Genomic DNA, 21,970 nt, shown 5'->3' with positions numbered 1-21,970 from the left:
CTCCCCTCTCACACCACCGTACATGCCGTTCGGCATACGGCGGTTCAACATAACTTCAAAGCATGACGTTCCATGTAATAATCGTAGCAACTCACAAGCCCTGCCTGTTTCAGCTTTTCTTTTGAGATTGCCCTGACTACACAGGTTTTCGTTACTATCCATTGATAGTGGTCTCCCATGTATGATGTCTGTCTTGCAAGGTCTTTTCCTATACCCAGCTTCTGCAATCCCCACTGCCGTTTCTTCGGTACTTTCCATTGTTTCCAGATTATTACTCGCAGTCTTGTACGCAAATGTGCGTCTATGTCGGTCATTGCTGTTTTCATCCTACCTATTGCAAAGTAGTTTATCCAACCTCGGATTACCCTGTTGAGCTGTTTTACCCTTTCCGCAAACGCCATTGATTTTCTTCTTTCTGTCAGCTTCTTTAACGTCCTCTTAAATTTCTGCACAGAATCCTTGTGTGGTCTGCACTTCCATTCTTTCGTCTTGGAATCTTTCCAGAATCCAAAGCCGAGATATTTGAGGTTCATTGGTCTTGTTATGTGTGTTTTATCTGCATTTACTTTCAGACCAAGCTTCCTCTCTATCCAGTCCGTTATCGAATACATAACACGTTTGGCACTTGCTTCGCTTCTGACTGCTATTACACAGTCGTCAGCGTACCTCACGAAGCCCAATCCACGTCTTTCCAACTCTTTATCCAGTTCATTCAGCATGATATTAGACAATAGCGGCGACAGATTGCCACCCTGCGGCGTTCCCTGTTCTGTTTTCTCATACCTGCCCTGCACCATGACTCCTGCTTTCAGATATTTCCGTATCAGCGATTCCGTATCTCCGTCATTTATGATGTTGTGGACAAGGCTCATCAACTTATCCTGCGGTACGTTATCGAAGAATTTCTCTAGGTCTATGTCCACTATCCACTCATATCCCTCATTGAGGAACATGAGCATATCTTTGATAGCCATTTCACAGCTCCTGTTTGGACGGAATCCGTAACTGTGGTCTGAAAACAGCGGCTCGCACATAGGGCTGATTATCTGTGCTATACCCTGCTGGATTACCCTGTCCATGACTGTCGGTATTCCAAGTTTTCTTTTGCTTCCGTTAGGCTTCGGGATTTCTACACGCCTCACGGGTTGAGGTTTGTAACTCCTTCCTCTGATTTGCTCCCTGTTCCATGCCGTCAACGCCGCCTGCACCCTTATTGGCACAGACTTTCTTATATGCTTCGTTCATGTTCTTTTTCTCCAGTATCTTTTCCAACAATTCCGACATACTTTGTGTGCTTCGCTCCTTTCCGCTCCCTGTGATTTGTCCTATGTTTATGCGTTTACAGCTCATATACGTTTCGCCTACATCCGCTTGTCGAATACTCACAGGTACATACATTCGTCTGCACGGTTACATTGTTCAGCCCTTCAGATTTCTCCTACTATGGCTTCTGCTGACTTCTCACAGTTCGTTGTTACTACGGCTGATGAAACCGCCTGTGAGACCTCACGGGATAAGTCCGTGTTCTTTCCTCGTCTACCCTCCCGATTTACGCACATGGGTTACGGCTACCTTTAGGGCTTCGTTGCTTTAAGTCAACTTACCCACCATGTACGCCTTAATATCGGGTTTCTGTCCGTAGGGCTACGATTTCGCTATCCCTTCTTCTCGCCCACACCTCACGATGCAAACCTTGGGAGTCGCTTACAAGTTCGTCGGTAGCTACGCCTATGTGGACTTGCACCACAGAACACGGACATGCCCGTCATACTTAAAAACCCGGTATAGCCTGTTCGGCTATACCGGGTTTAAATTTCATACTCTCCAAATGTTTAGTGTATCAGGCTTTTCAGACCTTTTATATCACCGGACTGAATATAGGGAATGGCTTCGGATATTTTTTCCACAGGCCAATTCCACCATTTGATTTCCTGTAGAAACAAGATATCTTCTTTAGAAAACCGCCTTCGTATTGGCCTTGCAGGAATCCCGGCGACAATCGTATAGGGCGGTACGTCTTTTGTCACGACTGCACGCGTGCCGATCACTGCACCATCGCCGATCGTTACACCCGCCATGATCACGGCTTCAAAGCCGATCCATACATCATTGCCCACGACGATATCTCCCTTGTTGTCCCAGGACTGTTCCGGCGTAATGCCGTGCCCCCATTCTTCACCGAACAGTGGAAACGTATAGCCGGACAGAGAAGACAGCGTATGATTCGCACAGTTCATCAAAAATTTTGCTCCGCACGCGATAGAACAAAATTTTCCGATATACACTTTGTCATGATTGATCGGATAATGATACAGCACACTATACTTCTGAAAATCTCTCGGATCATGTACAAAATCGTTGTAAATTGTAAAATCACCGACTTCTATATTCGGACAGTCGATCACATTTTTTAAATAAATTGTCTGGCTGTCACCGGCTCTTGGATAAATTTTTTTAGTATCTGGAATAGTCATAGCACTTCTCCTATCTTTGCTTCGTGTTTTTTTAGACCATTCCAGTGACTGCAATACATAATTTCATAAAAAGTCGTCGAGTAGACTTTGCCTCGACTTTTCACTTCCTTTCATCTATATTCTCTTGCGATGAGAGGTTCAAGTCTCAAAAGCCCCTCACAGAACCGCACGTGCCCTATTAAGGCATACGGCTCTTCAATAAGCCATTCGCCTAATAAGCACTTGTTACATATATCTTTGGAGTTTCCAGTGGGTGTATCTTCCAAAGGGAAGTATCCTGCTTTTATCCTCTGCGATTTCCAGTCCGAATTTCTTCAGTCTCTCAATCAGAAGCTGATAGAACTTCCGTGCTTCATTCTCGTATTGGAACAGACATACAAAATCATCTGCGTAACGCACCATGTACATCTCTCCCTTAAACTCGCGCTTCTTCACATAGTCAAACCACGTGTCTAAGGTGTAGTGCAGGTACACATTTGCCAGCACTGGCGACATCAGACCTCCCTGCACTGTTCCCGCTTCTGTTTCCAGCCGCTTCCCGTCTTCCATGACTCCGCCTATCAGAAACCGTTTGATATATCGTATAAAGTTCTTATCGGCTATGTCATGCTCCAGAAATTGAATCATCCATTCATGGTCGATGTTATCGAAGAAGCCTTTGATATCGGCATCCACAATATAATTTACCTTGTCTGCCATGATGTGTCTGTTTACTCTCTGGATTGCATCGTGACAACTCTTATTTGGCCGGAATCCAAAAGAAAACTCCTTGAACTTTGGCTCATATATTGCCTCAAGTATTTCCTTGAATACGCCCTGAACCACTTTGTCCTCGAATGAGGGGATTCGTACCTCACTTTCAAAAGTAGTATACCCTCTACTCGGAATAATAGCAATGCTTTCGGAATAATATTTCTCATTTATCGGAACAATATAAATTTCCGACAATCTCACTCATGATTTCGCAGGGCCACAACATCCACAGATACGATATAATCGAGAATATATTTCTATCTTCGAATTTCTCTCATCTGACAGCTTCCTCCAATGCCTTTTTCAATTCTTCATCACAAGCATAAATATACAACCCATTAACTCCCCGAGTCATTAAAACCCTCACTTCATGCTGGATCAACGTTTCTCCAAATTTCTTCATGGTACCATCTGATAATGTACGATTTCTTTTTGCTTTTTCGTTAAAACTTTCACTTGGATCAAAAACAATCTTTCCATCACGATATTTTACAGAAGGCCCAAGAATTACACCTGCATAATTCAAATCGAATCCCTGTATTGTAAATGTGGATCCTACCTCATCAATGGTCTGCGGCTGTTCTGCCCAGGAAAGTGTTTTATTTTTCCGCTTTTGTTTTCTTTCCATATCTTTTTCCAACTCACGGTTCCATGGTTTATGCCAATCACCGATCAGAACCTCCCAATATTTCTTCATTCTCTTTTCCATTGATGAATTTTTGCTATATTCCCAATCATAAGTTGCAATGAGCCTGGATAATTTATGTTCTTGTTCCCCCGCCTTTTCTTTAATTGCTTTCTCAAGCTCTGACGGCTGAGAAAAAACCCTTATTTCATATCCGGTCTTATCTTTTGGAATATCTGATATACGTTTCTTTTTTGTAAAGTCATCGATCCATGAAATTGTTTCGTCCGATGCAGTCACTCTCAACTGTTTTGTCAATTCAAAATAATTATCACTCTCTTTGGCTTGCTCTCTATAACCCTTTAAAATCTGTTCTTCCCAATATTGCTCTGTCGTCAAAATTTGATTTTCGTCAAACATCACCACTGTGACTCTCGCCCTATTTATAATATCCTCAAGTTGGTTTTTTCCTTGGTATGACTGTTTTCCCTGTGTTAGCAGCAAATGAGCCTCATCAATAAATGCTACATCAACCGGCTCATCCATTGAATGATTATTGATAAATGACGTTGGTTTGCACACAACTTCTTTTCCATCTTTATTTTTTAGACCAAGTTTCTCTGCTATCTGTTTATAGACAGTTATCTGCTCATCATGATTTACAATTAAATAACACTGAAGATCATCTTTTTTTCGCTCCTCTGCCTTCAAAAACACCTCATAAAAGGTACTGCTGTTAAGTACAGTTTTGCCTGTTCCTGCTTCACCGTCAATGAATATAAGCTGTCCCTGTTTCTCCTTATCCAAAGCAGTAAAAACCTTCTCAATTATTTTTTCTTTTATCTCTTCCTGCTCCTGCGTTAGCTTATGTAAAGGGGAGGCTTTAAATAAAGCGGAATCTTTTATCTCACTCTCTGCAGGAAATAAAACTTCATCTTTTTTTCTTAAATTGTTCCAGATTTTTCTGAAGATAGCATTTGCTTCACAATCGGGATAATATCTGTTCTGAGGATTTGTCCTCTTATTGTGCATTCTTTTAACAGATTCTGCTCCCATCATATAATGCATTAAACGATTTTCAATATCCAGGGTAAAAGATTTATTGAAATGATCATACCCGATAATATATAAACTAGATGTTTTCTTTTTCAGTTGATACTGCCATTTTGATTTATCCCCCGATTGATCAAAATGCTGCTTTGTCCTCTGGATCACATTATTCGACTCCCCAACATACACCTCATAACCTTCTCCCTTTTTCCAATCATGAATATAAACTGTCGGGTAATCAAACAATACTTCTTTTTCCAAAATTTTATTTTCTAATTTCTCCTGTAAAGTTTGTAAACTATTTAGATCATCATCTATCTTATACACAATAGGTTTCAAGTTCATTCCTTTGTATGGAGTTTATAAAAACGCAACCCCTACATTTCCTTTCTTGTAAAATACATCATTTTTATCAATGCCCTACAGATATCTTCTAACATTCTTCATATAGCTTAAATACTCATCTCCAAATTTATGAATACACCATCTTTCCTCAGAAATAATGATCCAATGTGCAGATATTTGAAATATAAAAAGTGCAAAAAATAACAAAATAGAACGAGTCAAAAGAACGCATCCTAAAAAATATATGAAATATCCGATGTACATTGGATTTCTGGAAACCTTATATATTCCGTTTGTATTTAATCCATCCTGCCTAGGTTTGGCAAATGCAATGGTTGAAATTGTAAGAATGCCAATACCTGCAGCATATATTATTAGGGCAATAAAGGATAGCAGAGTACCAATCCTTATTTGTAATAAAAAAGAATATAAGAAAATAAAAATATTTGAACATTGATAAAATAAGTATGCCGTCCTCTCTCTGCCCTCCAACGGAGCAAAAAAAGCGGCACGGCTTAATGCTTCTTTGTTTATTTGTCCTAACAGGATAAATCTTATGAAAAAAAGTGGTACCATCAGCAGAAATGCGTTCATTTTATTGTAATTCCCCTCTTGAAATTCTTTCTCCTTAAATTCTAATATCTTCCTATATGAATGTCAAACCCAAAACCGTCATAAGATCCCGTCCTTCGCTGTTTTACTTTCCCCATCTCAAGTGCTAAAATAAAACCAAAGCAAATGATAAAACACCATACCAACAAAGGAGGACCTATGGAAGCAACAATAACACGTGATGAAGCCTTTAAGCTTCTAAAAAAATATAATAAAGAACCCTTTCACATCCAACACGCACTGACAGTGGAAGGTGTCATGAGATGGTATGCCAATGAATTGGCTTACGGACAGGAGGAAGACTTTTGGGGGATCACCGGACTTCTTCACGATATTGACTTTGAATTATAACCGGAGGAACACTGCCAAAAGGCCCCGGAACTTTTGCGAGAAGGCGGCGTAGGGGAAGATATGATACGTTCCGTCTGTTCCCATGGCTATGGGATCTGTTCTGACATCCAGCCGGACCACCAGATGGAGAAAGTCTTATTTGCGGCAGGCTGCTCCCGGGATGTGATCTCCCAGGGCGCCCAAAATCTGGGCTGGGAGTTAAACGAGCTCTTTGAGAAAACAATTCTGGCCATGCGCTCCTGTGAAGATTCTATTAAACAGGAAATGCAGAAATACGACCAATAGGCGGTGATTCTTATGTGTATCAATAAAAAAAGAAAAGCAGATGAAAGTCTCCATGCAGGGCCCAGGAATTTCCTATGGAATAAAAGAAGCGCCGTCTGCATGGAGTAAAAGGCGCTTTCATATTCTTAACGGCCTTGTTTCCAAAAACAATACTGTTTAAGGAGTGAGACCAATTATGAATTATAAAAATGCAGCTTCCATTCTTCCCGCATCCCTTTTGGAACAGCTTCAGGACTATGTACAGGGAGGTTATCTGTACATACCTAAAAAAGAAGACCAGCATAAAAAATGGGGTGATAAGACAGGGAGCCGGACCAGGACTTCCCAGCGCAATCAATGTATCCGAAAGGATTATCATTCAGGGATGTCCATAGAAAAACTGTCAGATACATATTTTCTTTCCGTACATACCATTCGAAAGATTGTATACGGCAGATGAATAAGCTGAAAACATCTGAAAAAGCAGTGGATATCTATCACTTGATATTCACTGCTTTTCTGATTGGACGGCTATCTTAAATATACCCAGAAAACAAAATCCCGTCTCATCCCCTTCCCATGGTAATCTGCTTCATAAGTATACCCACAGGGCACACCGTATTTTATACCCTTCGGGTGCACGCGCTTCGCGCGTTAAGGTATACCCACAGGGCACACCGTATTTTATACCCTTCGGGTGTACGCGCTTCGCGCGTTAAGGTATACCCACAGGGCACACCGTATTTCATACCCTTCGGGTGTACGCGCTTCGCGCGTTAAGGTATACCCACAGGGCACACCGTATTTCATACCCTTCGGGTGTACGCGCTTCGCGCGTTAAGGTATAAATTGTTTCTGTATGATCTTGGATATTGAAGGCTCTTTCCACTTCTGTTATCTTTTGATACAGGAGGTGTTACTCATGAAACAAAACCAAAACACTGCTTCTTTCGGATTTGCCGAAACTAATATTACCCCGGATGGTCCGGTCCAGCTGGTAGGGTTTCCGAGAATTGATAATCAATCCAGAGGTGTCCTTCATTCATTAAATGCCCAGATCCTCATTTTCAGATCCCAGGAAGAAACCATCTGCCTGGCTGCTGTGGACAGCCTGGGTTTTACCGTGGAGCTGACCCTGAAGCTAAGAAAAAAGATTGCCAGCGTTCTCAATATTACAACAGATAAGATCATGGTCTGTTTTTCCCATACCCATTCTGCCCCTAATGCGGCGGAGGAACCCGCTTACTTTTCCTTTGTATGTGATCGGATATGTATCGCAGCAAAAGAGGCAGAGAAACAAATGAGACCATTTCATGCGGCTTGGGGGATCGGGGATCATTTGATCGGCATCAACCGGAGATCAGATACATCCGCCAAAGAACCCCGGCTTGGGATTTTAAAGCTGGCGGATCCGGATGGGAAACCGGTACTGCTTCTTCTCAGGGTGTCAGCCCATGCCAATGTGCTCACAAGCGACAACTATAAGGTTTCTTCGGATTATTTCGGCCTTACAAGGCAGAGGCTTTCCAATGCTTTTGAATGCCCTGTTATGATGGTCCAGGGGGCATCCGGAAATCTCCGGCCAAGATTTCAGCAGGAAAATGCAGATTTTATGGAAATCCAGGGTGTGGATGCTTTAGAGAAGCCGTACACTGACTTTGAAAAACAGAAGTATTTTCAGCAAAGTCTAGATGCATTGGAGAACATGGCAGATTCTGTCCTTTCCTCCGTCGCACCCGTGTTAAAAAAATTAAAGACAGAGCCGGTCTGCAGGCTGGCAATGTTTTCTGTAGATCATCCGTTTGCAGCTGATGTCCCTTCCTTGGAACAGGCCGAGGAAATCGCAGAGGAAGCCGAAACTGAAGCTGGTATAGACGGAAACGGATGGCTTATGGAAGTCCGCAAACTCCGCGAACAGCATATATTTACGCAGACAGCGGACATTGAATTTCATTATTTTATGTTAAATGACGGCTGTTTCTGCGGTGTTGCAAATGAAATCATGTGCGAGATTGCACTGGACGTGTGGCAGAAATCCAAGAATCCACTCTTTTTTCTGAACGGCTACACCAACGGGGTAGACAGCTATCTGCCCACTGCCAAAGAATATGACAAAGGCGGCTATGAGGTTCTCTGGTCTAACCTGATCTACTATCCGTATCATGGCAGAGTCATGGCGCTGAACCGAGACTCTGCCGGACAGATGGCTTCCTTTGCCGTATCTGACCGCAGTCATTTTCTGGACATGAACCCTTAGCCCCATCCCTTCCGTTTTTTAGATTTCTTCAGAGTCTTCCAGGACCGGATATGGTTATTTTCCACAAAAGGGCTTAGTTCCAGTTGATACTGGATTCCGGCCTTTCCTGCTGTCTGACTGAGTTCTTTTAAAATCATATCTTCCTTCTTCTGAAGGGAAATAGGAATGCAAAGGTCTGTCGTGATCAGGGTATGTTCTCCTGCCCTGATGAAACGGTAGTTTTTGAGCTCCAGCAGCGGATGGATCTCCCCTGCTTTTTCATTCAGGTCTTTTCTTAGTTGTTTTATTTTGTTGGACTCTTCTGCCGCGATCCCGGCCTGAACCGTACAGTTGCAGTTGTACTTCTGCTCAAGCATTAAAGAAAGTTCCAGGGCTTTTGTAAAAATACCACTGTCCTTACCCAGTATTTTGACGGAAACGATGTAGTGCTTGAGGCCGTAGTCATGGATGTTTAGACCATAAAAACATGCAACGCCTTCCTGCTTTGATATGATATCCTCAACCTCCTGCAAAATACTGCCCTCCGGCTGTGTTCCGATCACTTTTTCTACGATCTCTGTAAAACTTTTCAGGCCGTTGGCCAGGATGAGGACTGCAACCCCTATGCCGCACCACCCGTCAATATTCCACTCAGTGAACCTTGTGACGAAAGCAGAAATGAGGACTGTTCCTGTCGCAAAGGCATCTGATAAAGAGTCCTTAGACATGGCTTTTAATGTCGCTGACTCCATGGCAAGACCAGCCCTTTTTTGATAAAAGTACATCCATATCTTTACTGCCACAGAGAGGAACAATACAAAAAACACGGCGGTTTGATAGTCCGATTGCTGTCCTCTGTATAAGGCTGAAACCGATGTTTTTAACAATTCAAATCCTATGGTGATAACGGAGGCTGACGCCAGCATTCCAAGGAGCCACTCCAGCCTGCCGTGTCCGTATGGATGGTGTTTCCCCGCGCCGCAACCTGCCGCCCAGAGGCCGAACATGGTCACGGCCGTTGTTCCCGCATCCGTTAAGTTGTTCCACCCGTCTGCCGTCACGGTCACGGAATGGCTGACAGCTCCCGCTGTGAATTTTAGGATACTCAGAAAAAGATTTAAGCCAATACCCAATACGGTCAACTGGAAAAGGCTGGCGCCTTTTTTATCCTTTTTCATGTATACACTCCTCCCCGGAACCAGGTGCCCTCTTCTTTGAGCTGATCCCAAGTATTTCGTTCATGTTCCAAGCAAACCACAAAGTCACCAGGGCCGCACATACATCAGCCGCCGGCTGGGCCCAGACGATTCCTGAAAGTCCAAACAGCCTCGGAAGCAGAAGGATCAGCGGAAAGAAAAAGATTCCCTGTCTTCCCAGGCTTAAGATACTTCCTGCGCCGCTTTTTCCGACGGAGAGATAGAGAGACGCATACACCATCTGGAATCCGAAGGTCAGCAGTAAGACTGCATTAAAACGCAGAGCCCGGCCGCCCAGCAGGATCATCTGTGGATCAGTGCCAAATAGTCCGATCAGCTGTTTGGACAAGAGGAAACATACGGCCGACATGAGAACACAAAAGCTGGTGGACCAGAGACAGCAGAGTTTTACCGCCTCTTTTAGCCGGTCATACTGTCCGGCTCCGAAATTAAATCCCGCAAATGGCTGGAATCCTTTCATAAAACCAAACACCACGTAGATCCCAACGGTCATGATCCTGCTGACTGCGCCCATGGCAGCCACCGCGTAATCCCCGTATGCTTTTGCCGCAGTATTGGTCAGTCCCAATGCGATACTGGCAAACAGCTGGAATACCAGTACCGGAATCCCTATTTTTAATATCTCAGAATATATCTTTTTGCTTGGTGTGATGTTTCGGACAGACAGATGCAAAAGTCCTTTTCCCTTCATCAGGTAAACCACGTACATGGAGGAATTGACGCACAGGGAGATTACCGTGGCTGCTGCCGCTCCCCGGATCCCCATGTGCAGTCCATAGATCAGCAACGGATCCATAATAACATTGAGGATACTTCCGGTTATCATGGCTGCCATTGTAAACCGGGTTGCGCCCTGGGCTGTCAGGAGATTGTTCATTGTTACATTAAATACATTGAGAATCGATCCGGTCACATAGATGAGAGCATAATCCCTGGCATAGGGCAGAATGGTCTCTGTAGCGCCAAGTGCGGATAATACCGGTGTCAAAAAGATCAGGATCCCGGCGATGACAGTACCTCCCGTCAACAGTCCGGTAAACAGAGCCGTGGAGGCCGTCCGGTCAGCCAGCTCATACTCTTTTGCCCCAAGCAGCCTGGATATATAGGAAGATGCTCCTGCCCCGAACATCATTCCAAGTCCGATCACCAGCTGGACAATAGGGAAGACCACAGAGACAGCGCCCATCTGACTGGTTCCCAGCCCTCCGACAAAATAGGCGTCCACGGCGTTGTAAAGGGCAGAGATCAGCATTCCGATCATGGTCGGGATGCCAAGTTTTAAAAGCGCTCTTGCCACCGTCTCCTCCCCCAGAAGATAATTGTTTTTTTTCGCTTCTTTCATTTTTCTCCTCCAAATTTTTTATTTATCTGAACGGATCCAAAGACCGTACAAATCCTACTCAGTTCAATATTGAACATATATTCAGCATTGTTCAATAAAAAAAGGAACCGGTTTAAAAACCGATTCCCTGTAAATACATTTTTGATATCTTGTTTAATAGTTTCATGGCCCACTCCTCGCTTTCATAGTGGTATGCGATCTGCAATAGTGCATCTAAAAAATTATTGGCTATGATGTGTACAAACACTGGATCGTAATGCCTGCACAGATCCCGGTGCGAGTTCAGATGGCCCTCGATCTCACATACCAGGTTTTCCTTTTCACACTCATATTTTGTCTTAGTGCTTTTATCCATCATAATGATAAACTCTCTGTGGTGTCTGAAAAGACTTCTGATACAGTCCTCTTCCATCTGGCTCAGATACTGGTAATTCTGATGGTCGGATGATCCGCTGCCTTTCATGACCCGTTTCCAGTCAAAATGCACCGGGCGGAGGACTTCATCAAACAGGGCCTCTTTATTTTTATAATAAGAATAAATGAGACCAGCCGGTATCCCGGCTCTGTCAGCGATACTGCGCATGGTCGTCCGGACATATCCGTTTTCATAAAACTCCTCCAGGGCCGCATGGAGAATCCCCTGCCGGATCTCTTCTTTTAAGACTTGAGCCATAATCCCTCCTAATATTGAACTGCCATTCAATATTATAATATATCTGATTCTTTGTCAACGGTGATTCCTAATAGAACTATATCTAAACCGTGTCATCCCGACATATTTTTTAATTTATTGACAGTTTGCGCCCAAATAGTTATAATTAGAACTGTTATAAAAATAACTTATATTAGAAAGGAATGTTTATGCAGAATCATGTTTTGACCTATGCAAACCATTTTAAGCATTTGTATCGGCAGACATTCCAGCCTTTGTCGGATCAGTACGGACTTTCGCAGCTGGAAATTGATGTCTTGCTTTTTCTAAAAAATAATCCAATGCATAATACTGCCAAGGATATCTCCGTCATGAGGGGCTTTGCCAAATCCAATGTCTCGAAGGCCGTGGAATCTCTCAGAATGCGGAGGTATCTCACTTCTTCTCCGGACCCTGTAAACCGGAAGGTGCACCGGCTGATCCTATCTGCTGATATGAAAGACCGGATTAATGCCCTGGCTGGCTGTCAGGAACAATGCTTTACACTTTTGCTGGATGGTTTTTCTAAGGAAGAACGGGAAAAACTCCAGGAGTTTTTCAGCAGGATCGATGATAATATCACAAAGTCACTGAAAGAAAAAAAATAACAAGTATGAGGTAACGATTATGTTATATAAATTTATCATTTGTTTTTTGGCAGGAATCGGCGCGGGGCTGGGCACAGGTTTTGCCGGTATGAGCGCAGCCGCTGTCATCAGTCCCATGCTCATCGCCTTTCTCGGAATGAATCCTTACATGGCAGTGGGCATTGCCCTGGCAAGCGATGTGTGTGCCAGCGCTGTATCTGCCTATACCTATGGCAAACATAAGAACCTGGATATTAAAAACGGATTGGTCATGATGGCCTCCGTGCTATGCTTTACTTTAGTTGGGAGCTATATTTCAAGCCTTGTACCAAGCACAGCCATGGGCGGTTTTTCTACTTTCATGACCTTGCTGCTTGGAATTAAGTTCCTCGTCCGCCCGGTCATGACCACAAAAAGCAGCATGGAATCTGTGAACGCAAAAAAGAGATTCCTTCAGTCTGTCATCTGCGGTGCTGTTGTGGGATTTATCTGCGGTTTCGTCGGTGCAGGCGGAGGTATGATGATGCTTCTTCTGCTGACCAGTGTCCTGGGATATGAGCTGAAGACTGCCGTAGGCACCAGCGTTTTCATCATGACCTTCACAGCACTGACCGGATCCTTAAGCCATTTTGCCATCGGAGGACGCCCGGACATGTTAAGCCTGATATTCTGTGTATTAAGTACCTTCCTCTGGGCCAGGGTCGCAGCCAAATTTGCCAACAAAGCTTCAGCCATTGTATTAAACCGTGCCACCGGAGCGGTTCTCACGGTACTTGGACTGGCTATTGTTGCTGTGAATTATTTTTAGACAATCGGAAGGAGGACTTTCTTCCAAAGTATCGGTAAACTTTGTTTTTATAATTGATATAGTCATTTCCAAAGACCTTTGGTAAATACTGCTCTTCTTGTAATATCTGCAGATGAAGCATTATAATTGCAAAGACAGAAAAAATGAGTAGTATTGGATTAAAAAACATGAGCAGCAATCCTATGTATACACAATCAAACCCCAGAAAGGCCGGGTTCCTGCTGATTTGATAGATTCCGCTTGTTACGATTTCAGTTTTATCATTCTCTGCGATCCCGGCCCTCCAGCTGTCTTTCATTGTCTTTACCGAAAAAAAAGATCACATCTCCTGCCACAGCAAGTATCATAATCCCAACAATCTTCATATTATTCTCCCTTTCCAATTTGAAATGTCCACGATGATATGCCTAGGCATCATTCGGAAGATGCTGAAAGAACTGTACCACAAACGGAACGGTGATCACAAATGTCAGAAAATCCGCCACGGTCTGGGATACTTCCACTCCGGTGAGCCCCAACATACGAGGCAGCAAAAAGATCACCGGGATAAAGCAGATTCCGCTTCGAAGCATTGCCAAAAAGGAAGCGGTCCCATTTTTTCCGATGCTCTGGAACATCATGTTGGCACATACCGACATTGGCTGCAGAAACAATGTGAGAAGCTGGGCTCTTAACGCAAAGGTCCCGATCTCAATGACAGCGGGATCATTCCGAAACCAGCCTGCCAGCTGTGAGGATAGGAAGAAGTCCACCACCTGAGACACTGCCGTTGAAATCCCGGCTCCCAGGATCCCCATATGAAATTTTGTCATCAGTACCCAGTCTCCAAAAATATTCAGAAAACCTCCGGCTGTCAGACCGATCATAGCCAATGATGCCTTTCCCTCATACCGCAGAATATTGTTAAGAACAAAGCTGCTTGTCATCAAGGGCGCGGAAATAAGGATACAGGCGGCATAGGTTCTGGCATAAAGGAGGATTGTATCCGTACTGCCCAGCAGCCTCATCAGAGGATTCAGAAATTTTTATAATGCTCTGCCGCATTCTCTTCCACTTTTTCACCTTCTTTTTACTGTAAAAGTCCTGACAGCGTTTCCCTCACTCCATCATATAAAGCAGTGCATTTACAATACACGCCGCAATATTGCTCCCGCCTTTTCTTCCTCTTGCCACAATATACGGAACTTCTGCATCCATGATCAGTTCTTTTGACTGAACCACATTGACAAATCCCACGGGAACCCCTATCACCAGGTGAGGATCCAGTTTCCCTTCCCTGATCAGTTCATACAGCCTTATCAGTGCCGTCGGGGCATTCCCAACTGCAAAAATGAACTTCTCACCTAAAGCCGCCGCTTTGTCCATACTCGCCACAGCCCTTGTGGTGCCGTTTGTTTTTGCTGCTTCTGCAACATCTTTATCAGACATAAAACACTGAACTGTTCCTCCATACCGGGCCAGTTTCTTTTTATTGATCCCGGCCCTGCCCATCTGCGTATCTGTCACAATGGATGCGCCGTTTTTGATGGCATCTATGGCAAGCGATACTACATTATCCGAAAAGCAAAGATTTTTTGCGTAATCAAAGTCAGCGCTTGTATGAATACAGCGTTTTACAATAGGTTCTGTTCCGGGAATCAGAGGAAACTCCCCCAGTTCCTCTGTTATGATCTCAAAACTTCTTGCCTCGATCTGTGCAGGCTCCACATTCTCAAGTTCAATCTTCATCAGTCTTTTGCTCCTTTATCGAGGATTTCATATATTTTTTCCATATCCAGATGCTTTCTCAGTTCATCTGCCAGCAGATCATACTGATCTTCCTTTAACTGCCGGTAATCCGTCGCCGGAGCATCGGAAAGATCGATCCCTTTCTTTTCTCCAATGGCACGGACAATCTTTTCCGCCGTATCCGCAAGGTCAAAAATCCCATGGACATAAGTACCGTATACATTTTCCCTGCAAATTCCACATGGTTTCTTGACACCATTCACTCTATCTTCAAGACATATCATAGGCTTTCCATCGCCATGTTGAGTAGAGACCCCCATATGGATTTCATATCCCTCAAAAGAGGCTCCTGAGAGCGAACATAAATCTCCATCCAGTTCAAGGAACCTTCCCTCTACCCGGCTTCTTGTTTTTTGTTTGGAAAAGACGGTGTCGATCGGGAGCAGTCCCATTCCTTTGACCGTTCCGCCTGTCTCCACATGATGAGGGTCAGACAGCACTTCTCCCAGCATCTGATAGCCTCCGCAGATTCCAAAAATAATCGTTCCCCCGGAGGCTTCTTTCAGAATCATATTTTCCAAGCCGGACTGACGAAGCCACAGGAGATCCTCAATGGTATTTTTGCTTCCCGGAAGCAGGATCATATCCGGATCTCCGAGTTCTCCCGTTTTTTTTACATAACGCAGAGACACATTGGGAATGAGCTCAAAAACGTTAAAATCTGTAAAGTTAGACATTCTCGGAAACCGGATCACAGCAATGTCGACCAATTCCTTTTTTGTCTTCCGGTCAAACCTCTCGGTCAGGCTGTCCTCATCGTCGAGTTCAAGATTCATGTATGGGGTAACCCCTACGACGGGGATCTGCACTTTTTCTTCCAGCATCTCAATGCCGGGCTCCAGGATCGTTTTATCTCCCCGAAACTTGTTGATGATCATTCCTTTCACTCTTTTTTGTTCTTCCTCTGTCAGCAGAATCATGGTTCCGGTCAGCTGTGCAAAGACGCCTCCCCGGTCGATGTCTCCCACTAGAAGTACAGGTGCATTGACCAGCTCTGCCATACCCATGTTGACAATATCGTCCTGTTTCAGATTAATCTCTGCCGGACTGCCTGCACCTTCTATGACAATGATATCATTGTCCCTGCTCAAAGCATCAAATGCCTTTTGGATTTCAGGAACCAGTGTTTTTTTATATGCAAAATACTCCCTGGCGCTCATACTCCCAAGGACTTTCCCGTTTACGATTACCTGTGAGCCGGTATCGCTGGAGGGCTTTAAAAGAATCGGATTCATACAGACAGACGGTTCGATTCCCGCCGCCTCTGCCTGCATAACCTGAGCACGTCCCATCTCCAGTCCGTCTTTTGTTATGTATGAGTTCAGCGACATATTCTGAGACTTGAACGGAGCGGTTTTATAGCCATCCTGCTTAAATATTCTGCAAAGCCCTGCGGTAATAAGACTTTTCCCAACGTTTGACATCGTTCCCTGAATCATGATTGTCTTTGCCATGCTGTTTCTCCTTTCGAAAACGCCTGAAGGATCTGAATGAACCGCCTGTTTTCCTTTTCCGTCCGGACTGCGATCCTGAACCACCCCTTAGACAGCCCCTCATAATTTTCACAATCTCTGATCAGAATTGAGTTAGAAAGACAGTATTTATAAAAATCCTCCGGACCTTTAAAAAATAAATAGTTGGCTCTGGACCCATAAACTCGAAAGCCTGCTTCCTCCAATGCTTTTTTTAATATATGTTTCTGTGCAGCTACGAACCGTACTGACCGCTTTAAATAGGACTGCTCCGACAAAGCCGCAGTTCCTGCGGCCTGGGCAGGCGATGACACTCTCCATGGCTGAGTCACTTCCTCCATTCTGAAAAGAACATTTTCATCAGAACAGATACCGTATCCGAGACGGAGACCGGCCATGGCGTAACGCTTTGTAAATGCCTTCAGCAAAAAAATATTGCGGTTATGTTTCAGGCAGCCTGCCAGCTCATAGTCCTGTCCATCCGGGACGAAATCTAAGAAACACTCGTCCACTGCTAAAAAAACCTGATTTTTTCTGCACTCTTCTGAGAGTTTCAACAGTAATTCCCTGTCGGTCAGCTCTCCCGTGGGATTGTTCGGATTGCACAAAAACACCATATCCAGAGCCGGGGTGATCTCTGAAAGGATCTTCTCTGTCACAAGAAATTCCTCCTGCTCCGTCAAATAAAAATAGGTTATCTGACAGCCTACGCTTTTCAGTGCCTGTTCATATTCTGCGAAGGTCGGAGCCAGGATTAACGCCCTTTTAGGCTTTAACGCCAGTGTCAGGGCAAAAATAAGATCCGCGGCGCCGTTGCCGCAGATCAGCCAGGATTCAGGAACCTGTTCCCAGTCTGATAATGCCTTTTTTAATTTGCTGCAGTGAACGTCCGGGTAGTATTCGACGCCGTCAGCCGAATTCCGAACAGCTTCTCTGACACTCTCCGGCGTTCCGAGAGGATTTACATTGGCAGAGAAATCAGTCACATGCCCGTGACGGTAAATATCTCCCCCGTGTATATGTTTCTTCATGCCAATCCTCCTTCCGGTCAAAACTTCCATCCGATGCACATAAGTATAAACCCAAAAACGGCGGCTGCCAAGAGGCTGCATCCATACATGAGGCCGTTGGCTCTTTTTATATCCTCCGGCTCAGGAGGCCTTAAATCATCACCAATTGTAGGTTTTTCATATAGTTCTCCGAAGTACCAGGCATTTCCTGCCAGCCGGATGTGCAGAGCCCCTGCTGTCACTGCTTCCGTATGGGCGGCATTGGGACTCTTATGATTTCTCCGGTCTCGCCTGTAAATTTGTCTGGCCGCCAATACATCATTTCCAGTAAAAATACAGGCAGCGATCATGAACCATGCAGACAGCCTGGCAGGAATATAGTTTGCCAAGTCATCCAGCTTTGCCGGATATCTGCCGAAATTCAGATATTTTTCATTCTTATAGCCTACCATGGAATCCATCGTGTTGATGGCCTTGTAGAGAAACATCAGTGGGACACCGCCTAACGACATATAAAATAACGGGGCTACGACTCCGTCCGATGTATTTTCTGCCACTGTTTCCACGGCAGCCTTTATAACGCCGGTTTGGGTAAGTTCTTTTGTATCTCTTCCGACGATCATAGAGACTGCCTTTCTGGCCCCCGCAAGAGAGCCTTCAGTAAGCTCTCTGTAAACTTTCATACTCTCATCTTTCAAACCTCTGGCCGCCGTCAGCTGATAACATAAAAAAGACTCCAGGAGAAATCCTGCCGTCTGGCTCCAGCCGTACAGCATTTTCAAGACAAAAAACGGGAGGGCGAAGGAACCGGACCCGATCAGAAGGATCAGAAGAATCCCTCCTGCTCTTTCCCCGCAGGGTGTTTTAGGAAAAACAGCCCGGATTCCCTTTTCCACCGCAGAAATGGCTGAACCGATCAGGCGGATGGGATGATAGAGCCAGCGGGGATCACCAAACAGGAAGTCCAGAAAAAACCCAAACAATAACGCCGCTGCTCTTATTTCCATATGTCTGTTCCCTCTCTTCTTACATAGATTTCACGCCTCCCTGAGGCCCACTGTTTTTCATCTGTCTCTATTTCATATCCCTCCAGATTTTTCACCTGCCAGTGAAAATAATCTCTGTGAGGGATGGCAAAGCCGTCTAAAATACTCATGATCGTGCCTCCATGGACTACCATTGCAAAACTTTTATATTGATACTGTATGCAGTGCTCTATGCATAGACAAAACCCTTCAAGACACCTGACCTGAAACTCTTCTCTGCTCTCGCCTTCAGGAAATGGGAGGGTTCCATTACTGGCGATCCATTTCTGATACTCAGGCTCGCCGGATAACTCTTTGTAGTTCTTTCCCTCAAAAATGCCGAAATCACACTCAGCGAACTGTTCCCGGATCACAGGCTTTTTTCCGCAGTAAAGAAGTCCGGCAGTCTGTATACACCGCCTCATAGGGCTTGTATAGACCACGTCTGTCTGCGGATATATCCTGTCCAGACACAGGCTTATCCCTTCTGTACTTAAAGCTTCATCTGTTCTTTTCCCGGCATAGCGGCCCAAAGCATTGCTCCCGGTCATGCTGTGCCGGATCAAATATCCTCTGATCATCCCTTGATCACCGTACCTATTCCGCACACGACCCGGTGCACTTCACTGCTCATCCCGGCAAGACAGGTAAGAAGTCTCCCCTCTGTCTCCCGAAAGTTCCGGTCGAATGCATTTACCGGCACAACACCGCAGCCGAGTTCATTGGCTATGAGAACCAGCTCTGGATTTGCTTCGAAAATTTTCCTGGCTTCCTGTTCATAATCCTTTATGTCCGGCAGTTTCCGCCTGACCCATTCATGAAAATGATAAAGGCATTGGCAGGAATAAATCTCCTCCAAAGAACACTCCGCTCCGTCTGTCATCTGGTCTCCCGAAATGCCGGTGACCCTTTCCGCATATTCTTTTTTTCCCTGAAATGCTCCTCCTATGATGATAATCATGACTGCTCCTTTACATTATTTTCTCTATTACGGCCAGGCATATGGCCGCAGACAGCTCACATATCTGCAGAAACCACCCTGCGAGATCCCCTGTGATGCCCCCAAACTGCTTCATCGAGATCCGGTAATACCAGACGAAGGATAAAACGGCTCCTCCGATGCACAAAAGTCCGGCGGCAGGATTCAGGAAGCACATGACGGCCGCAGAACCTGCCGCCGTCACAGCCGAGACTCCGCGCACCGCTTTTTTATGGGCAGCCCCGGAGAAGGATGCCGCAAGCCCTGTTTCTTTTGCCATGGGAAAAGAGGCGATAGAAAATGCACTCAACGCCCGCGACAGCACAAATCCCCAGGCAAGGATCAGAAGATTTCCTCTCCCGATCTCGCTGACGGCACCTCCATATGCCAGAAAATAGCACACACATGAAAGAACGGCAAATGCTCCGCAGTGTGGGTCTTTTAAAATAAGCAGCTTTTTTTCTCTGCCCCGGAAAGATCCCAGAGCGTCTGCAGTATCCATGAATCCGTCCATATGGATGCCTCCGGTGACAATGACCGGGATCAGAGTTAATCCCGCCGTGCGGGCCGGCATCCCAAAATCAAGAAAGCGGCTGAAATCGGACCAGCAAATGACAAGAAGTCCCACAATAACCCCGACTGCCGGAAAGAAACAAAGGGTATATTTCATATGTTCTTTTGTCCATTCACTTCCCGGCACGGGAATTCTGGAATACATGGAAAATGCGATTTTAAAACTGTTCCAAAGCTGGTTCATTTCTTTGCCTCATCCTTTCTGTCTCAGTGGAATCCCGCATACCACTTCCACCACCCGGTCTGCCAGCTCAGCCATCCGGCAGTTCAAAGCCCCAAGACATCTCTGATAGCGGATCGTTTCGGCGCCGTATTCTATTCCGTCTGAAAAAATCTCATTGGTGACAATACATACATCCTCTGCAAATGCCAGAAGATTTTCTATGCCGGAGAGAATGGAATCCCTTGTGCCAAGCCCAGCCCCCTCTTCTGTATACATTTCATTGGCCGTGAGATTTGACATACAGTCCAGCAGTACATGACACCCCTCCGGGAGATGGAGGGCAGAAAGCCCGGTAAAACATTCCACAGTGACAAATCCTTTGTCCCTCCTCATAGCCCGGTGTCTTTGAATTTTCTTTCCGGTCTCCTCATCAAACGGCATCATGGTTGCCACATAGATTTTCGGATCGTTCCAGGAATCTGCAAGACTCTCTGCATATTCTGATTTTCCGCTGCCGCTGCCGCCGGTGACTAATGTAAACATCCGGCCCTCCTTTCAGCCGAGAGGAACATACTGTTCCACGTTGATTTCATCAAAGGTGCTCATTTTTTCATAGATATCCAATGTCATGTCCAGCAAAGGAAACAGCATAAGCGCTCCTGTTCCTTCTCCAAGACTCATGCCGCAGTCCAGGCAGGCATCCAGCCCGAGCGCGTCCAGCAGCAGTCCTGCCGCCGGCTCCTTTGACTTGTGGGAAGGAAGCATGGAATGGACTGCATCTGGACAGATTTTCGCTGCCGCCAGAGCCGCTGTCCCGGAGATAAAACCGTCAACCACTATAGGAAGTTTTGCCGCTGCCCCGCCCAGAAAGAATCCTGTCAAAGCGGCCAGATCAAAACCACCGACTTTGGAGAGAACATCCAGCGGGTCCTTACTGTCGGGACGGTGCAGGTTTACTGCCTGTTCGATCACCTGAATCTTGCGCCGGAGTCTCTGATGATCGAGACCCGCTCCCCGTCCGGTCATTTCTTCTGCCGGCCGGTCCAGAAGAACGGATGCGACCGCACTGCTGGTGGCCGTATTTCCGATACCCATCTCTCCGGTGGCCGCGATACAATAACCCTGCCGGGAAAGCTCAAATGCCATGGAAATTCCAGCATTGACGGCCCTGACGGCTTCCTCTCTGGTCATCGCAGGCTCTTTCAGCATATTTTTTGTTCCAAAAGCTGATTTCTTTTGGATCAGAGACGTCTCGCATGCGACTCCCACGTCCAAGGCAAACAAATCTGCACCCAGATGCCGGCACATTACACTGGAAGTGGCCCTGCCGTTTAACATATTTTCGGAAACGATCGCCGTGACTTCCTGTCCTGACTGGGAGATTCCCTCTTCCACGACTCCGTTGTCGGCACACATACAAACCAGTGCTTTTTTTGTGAGATTTATGTGCTCACTTCCGGTGATTCCCGCGATCTTTACGATCAGATCTTCCAGCTTTCCAAGGCTGTGCAGCGGTTTTGCTATGCTGTCCCAGCGCTCCCTGCACCGTTTCACAGCGTTTTCATCCGGTTTCTTGATATGACTGCTGATTTCTGTGATGTCCAT

General features: G+C 45.4%; 25 protein-coding genes and 1 pseudogene. 6 read left to right on the top strand and 20 right to left on the bottom strand.

Annotated features, from left to right (window positions below):
* Positions 1–44: 44 nt before the first annotated feature.
* From ltrA to P8F77_RS09150, 6 genes are all read right to left on the bottom strand, one after another.
* Positions 45–1,142, bottom strand: a complete 1,098-nt coding sequence (gene ltrA, locus P8F77_RS09175) for a group II intron reverse transcriptase/maturase (protein ID WP_347256432.1) — start codon at positions 1,140–1,142, stop codon at positions 45–47.
* A complete protein-coding gene (locus P8F77_RS09170) occupies positions 1,114–1,284 on the bottom strand; it encodes a hypothetical protein (RefSeq protein WP_347256132.1) in 171 nt (56 codons plus the stop codon). Before P8F77_RS09170 ends, ltrA begins: the two co-directional genes overlap by 29 nt.
* Before the next feature lie 548 nt (positions 1,285–1,832).
* On the bottom strand, positions 1,833–2,468 hold the full coding sequence (locus tag P8F77_RS09165) for a CatB-related O-acetyltransferase (RefSeq protein WP_334300198.1): 636 nt from the start codon (positions 2,466–2,468) through the stop codon (positions 1,833–1,835).
* Positions 2,469–2,699: 231 nt separating this feature from the next.
* Entirely contained in the window at positions 2,700–3,299 is a 600-nt protein-coding gene (locus P8F77_RS09160) for a reverse transcriptase domain-containing protein (protein ID WP_235824669.1), read from the bottom strand.
* A 202-nt stretch (positions 3,300–3,501) separates the two neighbouring features.
* Positions 3,502–5,229, bottom strand: a complete 1,728-nt coding sequence (locus P8F77_RS09155) for a DUF2075 domain-containing protein (RefSeq protein WP_330625617.1) — start codon at positions 5,227–5,229, stop codon at positions 3,502–3,504.
* Positions 5,230–5,322: 93 nt separating this feature from the next.
* Positions 5,323–5,589: an isoprenylcysteine carboxylmethyltransferase family protein gene (locus P8F77_RS09150; protein WP_347256440.1), complete on the bottom strand. Its 267-nt coding sequence runs from the start codon at positions 5,587–5,589 to the stop codon at positions 5,323–5,325.
* Here P8F77_RS09150 and P8F77_RS09145 point away from each other — a divergent pair.
* The 4 genes and pseudogenes from P8F77_RS09145 (at position 5,492) to P8F77_RS09130 (ending at position 8,731) form a co-directional block, all read left to right on the top strand.
* The gene (locus tag P8F77_RS09145; protein WP_347256451.1) at positions 5,492–5,704 is read left to right on the top strand and encodes a hypothetical protein; all 213 of its coding nucleotides are present in this window, start codon (positions 5,492–5,494) and stop codon (positions 5,702–5,704) included. The two genes, P8F77_RS09150 and P8F77_RS09145, sit on opposite strands and share 98 nt — an antisense overlap.
* Before the next feature lie 314 nt (positions 5,705–6,018).
* Positions 6,019–6,495 (top strand): annotated as a pseudogene (locus P8F77_RS09140) (hydrolase).
* Positions 6,496–6,670: 175 nt separating this feature from the next.
* On the top strand, positions 6,671–6,934 hold the full coding sequence (locus tag P8F77_RS09135) for a CD3324 family protein (protein WP_287518321.1): 264 nt from the start codon (positions 6,671–6,673) through the stop codon (positions 6,932–6,934).
* Between the two features lie 462 nt (positions 6,935–7,396).
* Positions 7,397–8,731 (top strand): hypothetical protein, encoded by a 1,335-nt coding sequence (locus tag P8F77_RS09130; RefSeq protein WP_287518324.1) that lies wholly within the window; start codon positions 7,397–7,399, stop codon positions 8,729–8,731.
* On the opposite strand, the gene P8F77_RS09125 is transcribed toward P8F77_RS09130, so the two are convergent.
* From P8F77_RS09125 to P8F77_RS09115, 3 genes are all read right to left on the bottom strand, one after another.
* A complete protein-coding gene (locus P8F77_RS09125; protein WP_287518327.1) occupies positions 8,728–9,888 on the bottom strand; it encodes a cation diffusion facilitator family transporter in 1,161 nt (386 codons plus the stop codon). The two genes, P8F77_RS09130 and P8F77_RS09125, sit on opposite strands and share 4 nt — an antisense overlap.
* Positions 9,875–11,269: an MATE family efflux transporter gene (locus P8F77_RS09120; protein WP_287518330.1), complete on the bottom strand. Its 1,395-nt coding sequence runs from the start codon at positions 11,267–11,269 to the stop codon at positions 9,875–9,877. Before P8F77_RS09120 ends, P8F77_RS09125 begins: the two co-directional genes overlap by 14 nt.
* A 112-nt stretch (positions 11,270–11,381) precedes the next feature.
* Positions 11,382–11,942 (bottom strand): TetR/AcrR family transcriptional regulator, encoded by a 561-nt coding sequence (locus P8F77_RS09115; protein ID WP_024727624.1) that lies wholly within the window; start codon positions 11,940–11,942, stop codon positions 11,382–11,384.
* Positions 11,943–12,130: 188 nt separating this feature from the next.
* On the opposite strand from P8F77_RS09115, the gene P8F77_RS09110 reads away from it, so the two are divergent.
* Positions 12,131–12,568 (top strand): MarR family winged helix-turn-helix transcriptional regulator, encoded by a 438-nt coding sequence (locus P8F77_RS09110; protein WP_287518336.1) that lies wholly within the window; start codon positions 12,131–12,133, stop codon positions 12,566–12,568.
* Between the two features lie 19 nt (positions 12,569–12,587).
* Positions 12,588–13,355, top strand: coding sequence for a sulfite exporter TauE/SafE family protein (locus P8F77_RS09105; RefSeq protein WP_024727625.1), 768 nt, complete (start codon positions 12,588–12,590; stop codon positions 13,353–13,355).
* Here the strand turns inward: P8F77_RS09105 and P8F77_RS09100 are convergent.
* From P8F77_RS09100 to cobT, 11 genes are all read right to left on the bottom strand, one after another.
* Positions 13,330–13,653: an isoprenylcysteine carboxylmethyltransferase family protein gene (locus P8F77_RS09100; RefSeq protein WP_081723839.1), complete on the bottom strand. Its 324-nt coding sequence runs from the start codon at positions 13,651–13,653 to the stop codon at positions 13,330–13,332. The genes P8F77_RS09105 and P8F77_RS09100 overlap by 26 nt on opposite strands.
* Positions 13,654–13,762: 109 nt before the next feature.
* Complete coding sequence (locus P8F77_RS09095) at positions 13,763–14,362, bottom strand: polysaccharide biosynthesis C-terminal domain-containing protein (RefSeq protein WP_347256431.1); 600 nt, start codon at positions 14,360–14,362, stop codon at positions 13,763–13,765.
* A 91-nt stretch (positions 14,363–14,453) separates the two neighbouring features.
* Positions 14,454–15,083 (bottom strand): precorrin-8X methylmutase, encoded by a 630-nt coding sequence (locus P8F77_RS09090; protein ID WP_287518349.1) that lies wholly within the window; start codon positions 15,081–15,083, stop codon positions 14,454–14,456.
* Complete coding sequence (locus P8F77_RS09085) at positions 15,083–16,597, bottom strand: cobyric acid synthase (RefSeq protein WP_287518352.1); 1,515 nt, start codon at positions 16,595–16,597, stop codon at positions 15,083–15,085. The genes P8F77_RS09090 and P8F77_RS09085 overlap by 1 nt, the downstream gene beginning before the upstream one ends.
* Positions 16,579–17,646, bottom strand: a complete 1,068-nt coding sequence (locus P8F77_RS09080) for a threonine-phosphate decarboxylase (protein WP_024727629.1) — start codon at positions 17,644–17,646, stop codon at positions 16,579–16,581. The genes P8F77_RS09085 and P8F77_RS09080 overlap by 19 nt, the downstream gene beginning before the upstream one ends.
* A gap of 17 nt (positions 17,647–17,663) precedes the next feature.
* On the bottom strand, positions 17,664–18,632 hold the full coding sequence (gene cbiB / locus P8F77_RS09075; RefSeq protein WP_287518356.1) for an adenosylcobinamide-phosphate synthase CbiB: 969 nt from the start codon (positions 18,630–18,632) through the stop codon (positions 17,664–17,666).
* Positions 18,623–19,231 (bottom strand): histidine phosphatase family protein, encoded by a 609-nt coding sequence (locus P8F77_RS09070; RefSeq protein WP_287518359.1) that lies wholly within the window; start codon positions 19,229–19,231, stop codon positions 18,623–18,625. The genes cbiB and P8F77_RS09070 overlap by 10 nt, the downstream gene beginning before the upstream one ends.
* The gene (locus P8F77_RS09065) at positions 19,228–19,611 is read right to left on the bottom strand and encodes a bifunctional adenosylcobinamide kinase/adenosylcobinamide-phosphate guanylyltransferase (protein ID WP_287518361.1); all 384 of its coding nucleotides are present in this window, start codon (positions 19,609–19,611) and stop codon (positions 19,228–19,230) included. The genes P8F77_RS09070 and P8F77_RS09065 overlap by 4 nt, the downstream gene beginning before the upstream one ends.
* Positions 19,612–19,621: 10 nt before the next feature.
* Positions 19,622–20,386, bottom strand: coding sequence for an adenosylcobinamide-GDP ribazoletransferase (locus P8F77_RS09060; RefSeq protein WP_024727633.1), 765 nt, complete (start codon positions 20,384–20,386; stop codon positions 19,622–19,624).
* Positions 20,387–20,395: 9 nt separating this feature from the next.
* Positions 20,396–20,908: a bifunctional adenosylcobinamide kinase/adenosylcobinamide-phosphate guanylyltransferase gene (locus P8F77_RS09055; protein ID WP_270432952.1), complete on the bottom strand. Its 513-nt coding sequence runs from the start codon at positions 20,906–20,908 to the stop codon at positions 20,396–20,398.
* A 12-nt stretch (positions 20,909–20,920) separates the two neighbouring features.
* Positions 20,921–21,970 carry a nicotinate-nucleotide--dimethylbenzimidazole phosphoribosyltransferase gene (gene cobT / locus P8F77_RS09050; protein WP_270432949.1) on the bottom strand — a complete coding sequence of 350 codons (1,050 nt, stop codon included), beginning with the start codon at positions 21,968–21,970 and terminating at the stop codon, positions 20,921–20,923.

It is taken from the genome of Anaerostipes sp. PC18 (assembly GCF_039789045.1).
GTDB lineage: Bacteria > Bacillota > Clostridia > Lachnospirales > Lachnospiraceae > Anaerostipes > Anaerostipes hominis.
The sequence above is the reverse complement of the archived record's forward strand: the minus strand, read 5'-3'. Positions and strand labels throughout refer to the sequence as shown.

Coding starts and splice junctions, on each gene's coding strand:
- cbiB (WP_287518356.1), bottom strand. CDS start 18,632: ATGGAAATAAGAGCAGCGGCGTTATTGTTTGGGTTTTTTCTGGACTTC.
- P8F77_RS09090 (WP_287518349.1), bottom strand. CDS start 15,083: ATGAAGATTGAACTTGAGAATGTGGAGCCTGCACAGATCGAGGCAAGA.
- P8F77_RS09085 (WP_287518352.1), bottom strand. CDS start 16,597: ATGGCAAAGACAATCATGATTCAGGGAACGATGTCAAACGTTGGGAAA.
- P8F77_RS09170 (WP_347256132.1), bottom strand. CDS start 1,284: ATGTCGGAATTGTTGGAAAAGATACTGGAGAAAAAGAACATGAACGAA.
- cobT (WP_270432949.1), bottom strand. CDS start 21,970: ATGGACATCACAGAAATCAGCAGTCATATCAAGAAACCGGATGAAAAC.
- P8F77_RS09145 (WP_347256451.1), top strand. CDS start 5,492: ATGAAATATCCGATGTACATTGGATTTCTGGAAACCTTATATATTCCG.
- P8F77_RS09065 (WP_287518361.1), bottom strand. CDS start 19,611: ATGATTATCATCATAGGAGGAGCATTTCAGGGAAAAAAAGAATATGCG.
- P8F77_RS09110 (WP_287518336.1), top strand. CDS start 12,131: ATGCAGAATCATGTTTTGACCTATGCAAACCATTTTAAGCATTTGTAT.
- P8F77_RS09060 (WP_024727633.1), bottom strand. CDS start 20,386: ATGAACCAGCTTTGGAACAGTTTTAAAATCGCATTTTCCATGTATTCC.
- P8F77_RS09070 (WP_287518359.1), bottom strand. CDS start 19,231: ATGATCAGAGGATATTTGATCCGGCACAGCATGACCGGGAGCAATGCT.
- P8F77_RS09080 (WP_024727629.1), bottom strand. CDS start 17,646: ATGAAGAAACATATACACGGGGGAGATATTTACCGTCACGGGCATGTG.
- P8F77_RS09125 (WP_287518327.1), bottom strand. CDS start 9,888: ATGAAAAAGGATAAAAAAGGCGCCAGCCTTTTCCAGTTGACCGTATTG.
- P8F77_RS09115 (WP_024727624.1), bottom strand. CDS start 11,942: ATGGCTCAAGTCTTAAAAGAAGAGATCCGGCAGGGGATTCTCCATGCG.
- P8F77_RS09135 (WP_287518321.1), top strand. CDS start 6,671: ATGAATTATAAAAATGCAGCTTCCATTCTTCCCGCATCCCTTTTGGAA.
- P8F77_RS09130 (WP_287518324.1), top strand. CDS start 7,397: ATGAAACAAAACCAAAACACTGCTTCTTTCGGATTTGCCGAAACTAAT.
- P8F77_RS09105 (WP_024727625.1), top strand. CDS start 12,588: ATGTTATATAAATTTATCATTTGTTTTTTGGCAGGAATCGGCGCGGGG.
- P8F77_RS09120 (WP_287518330.1), bottom strand. CDS start 11,269: ATGAAAGAAGCGAAAAAAAACAATTATCTTCTGGGGGAGGAGACGGTG.
- P8F77_RS09055 (WP_270432952.1), bottom strand. CDS start 20,908: ATGTTTACATTAGTCACCGGCGGCAGCGGCAGCGGAAAATCAGAATAT.
- P8F77_RS09095 (WP_347256431.1), bottom strand. CDS start 14,362: ATGAGGCTGCTGGGCAGTACGGATACAATCCTCCTTTATGCCAGAACC.
- P8F77_RS09100 (WP_081723839.1), bottom strand. CDS start 13,653: ATGAAAGACAGCTGGAGGGCCGGGATCGCAGAGAATGATAAAACTGAA.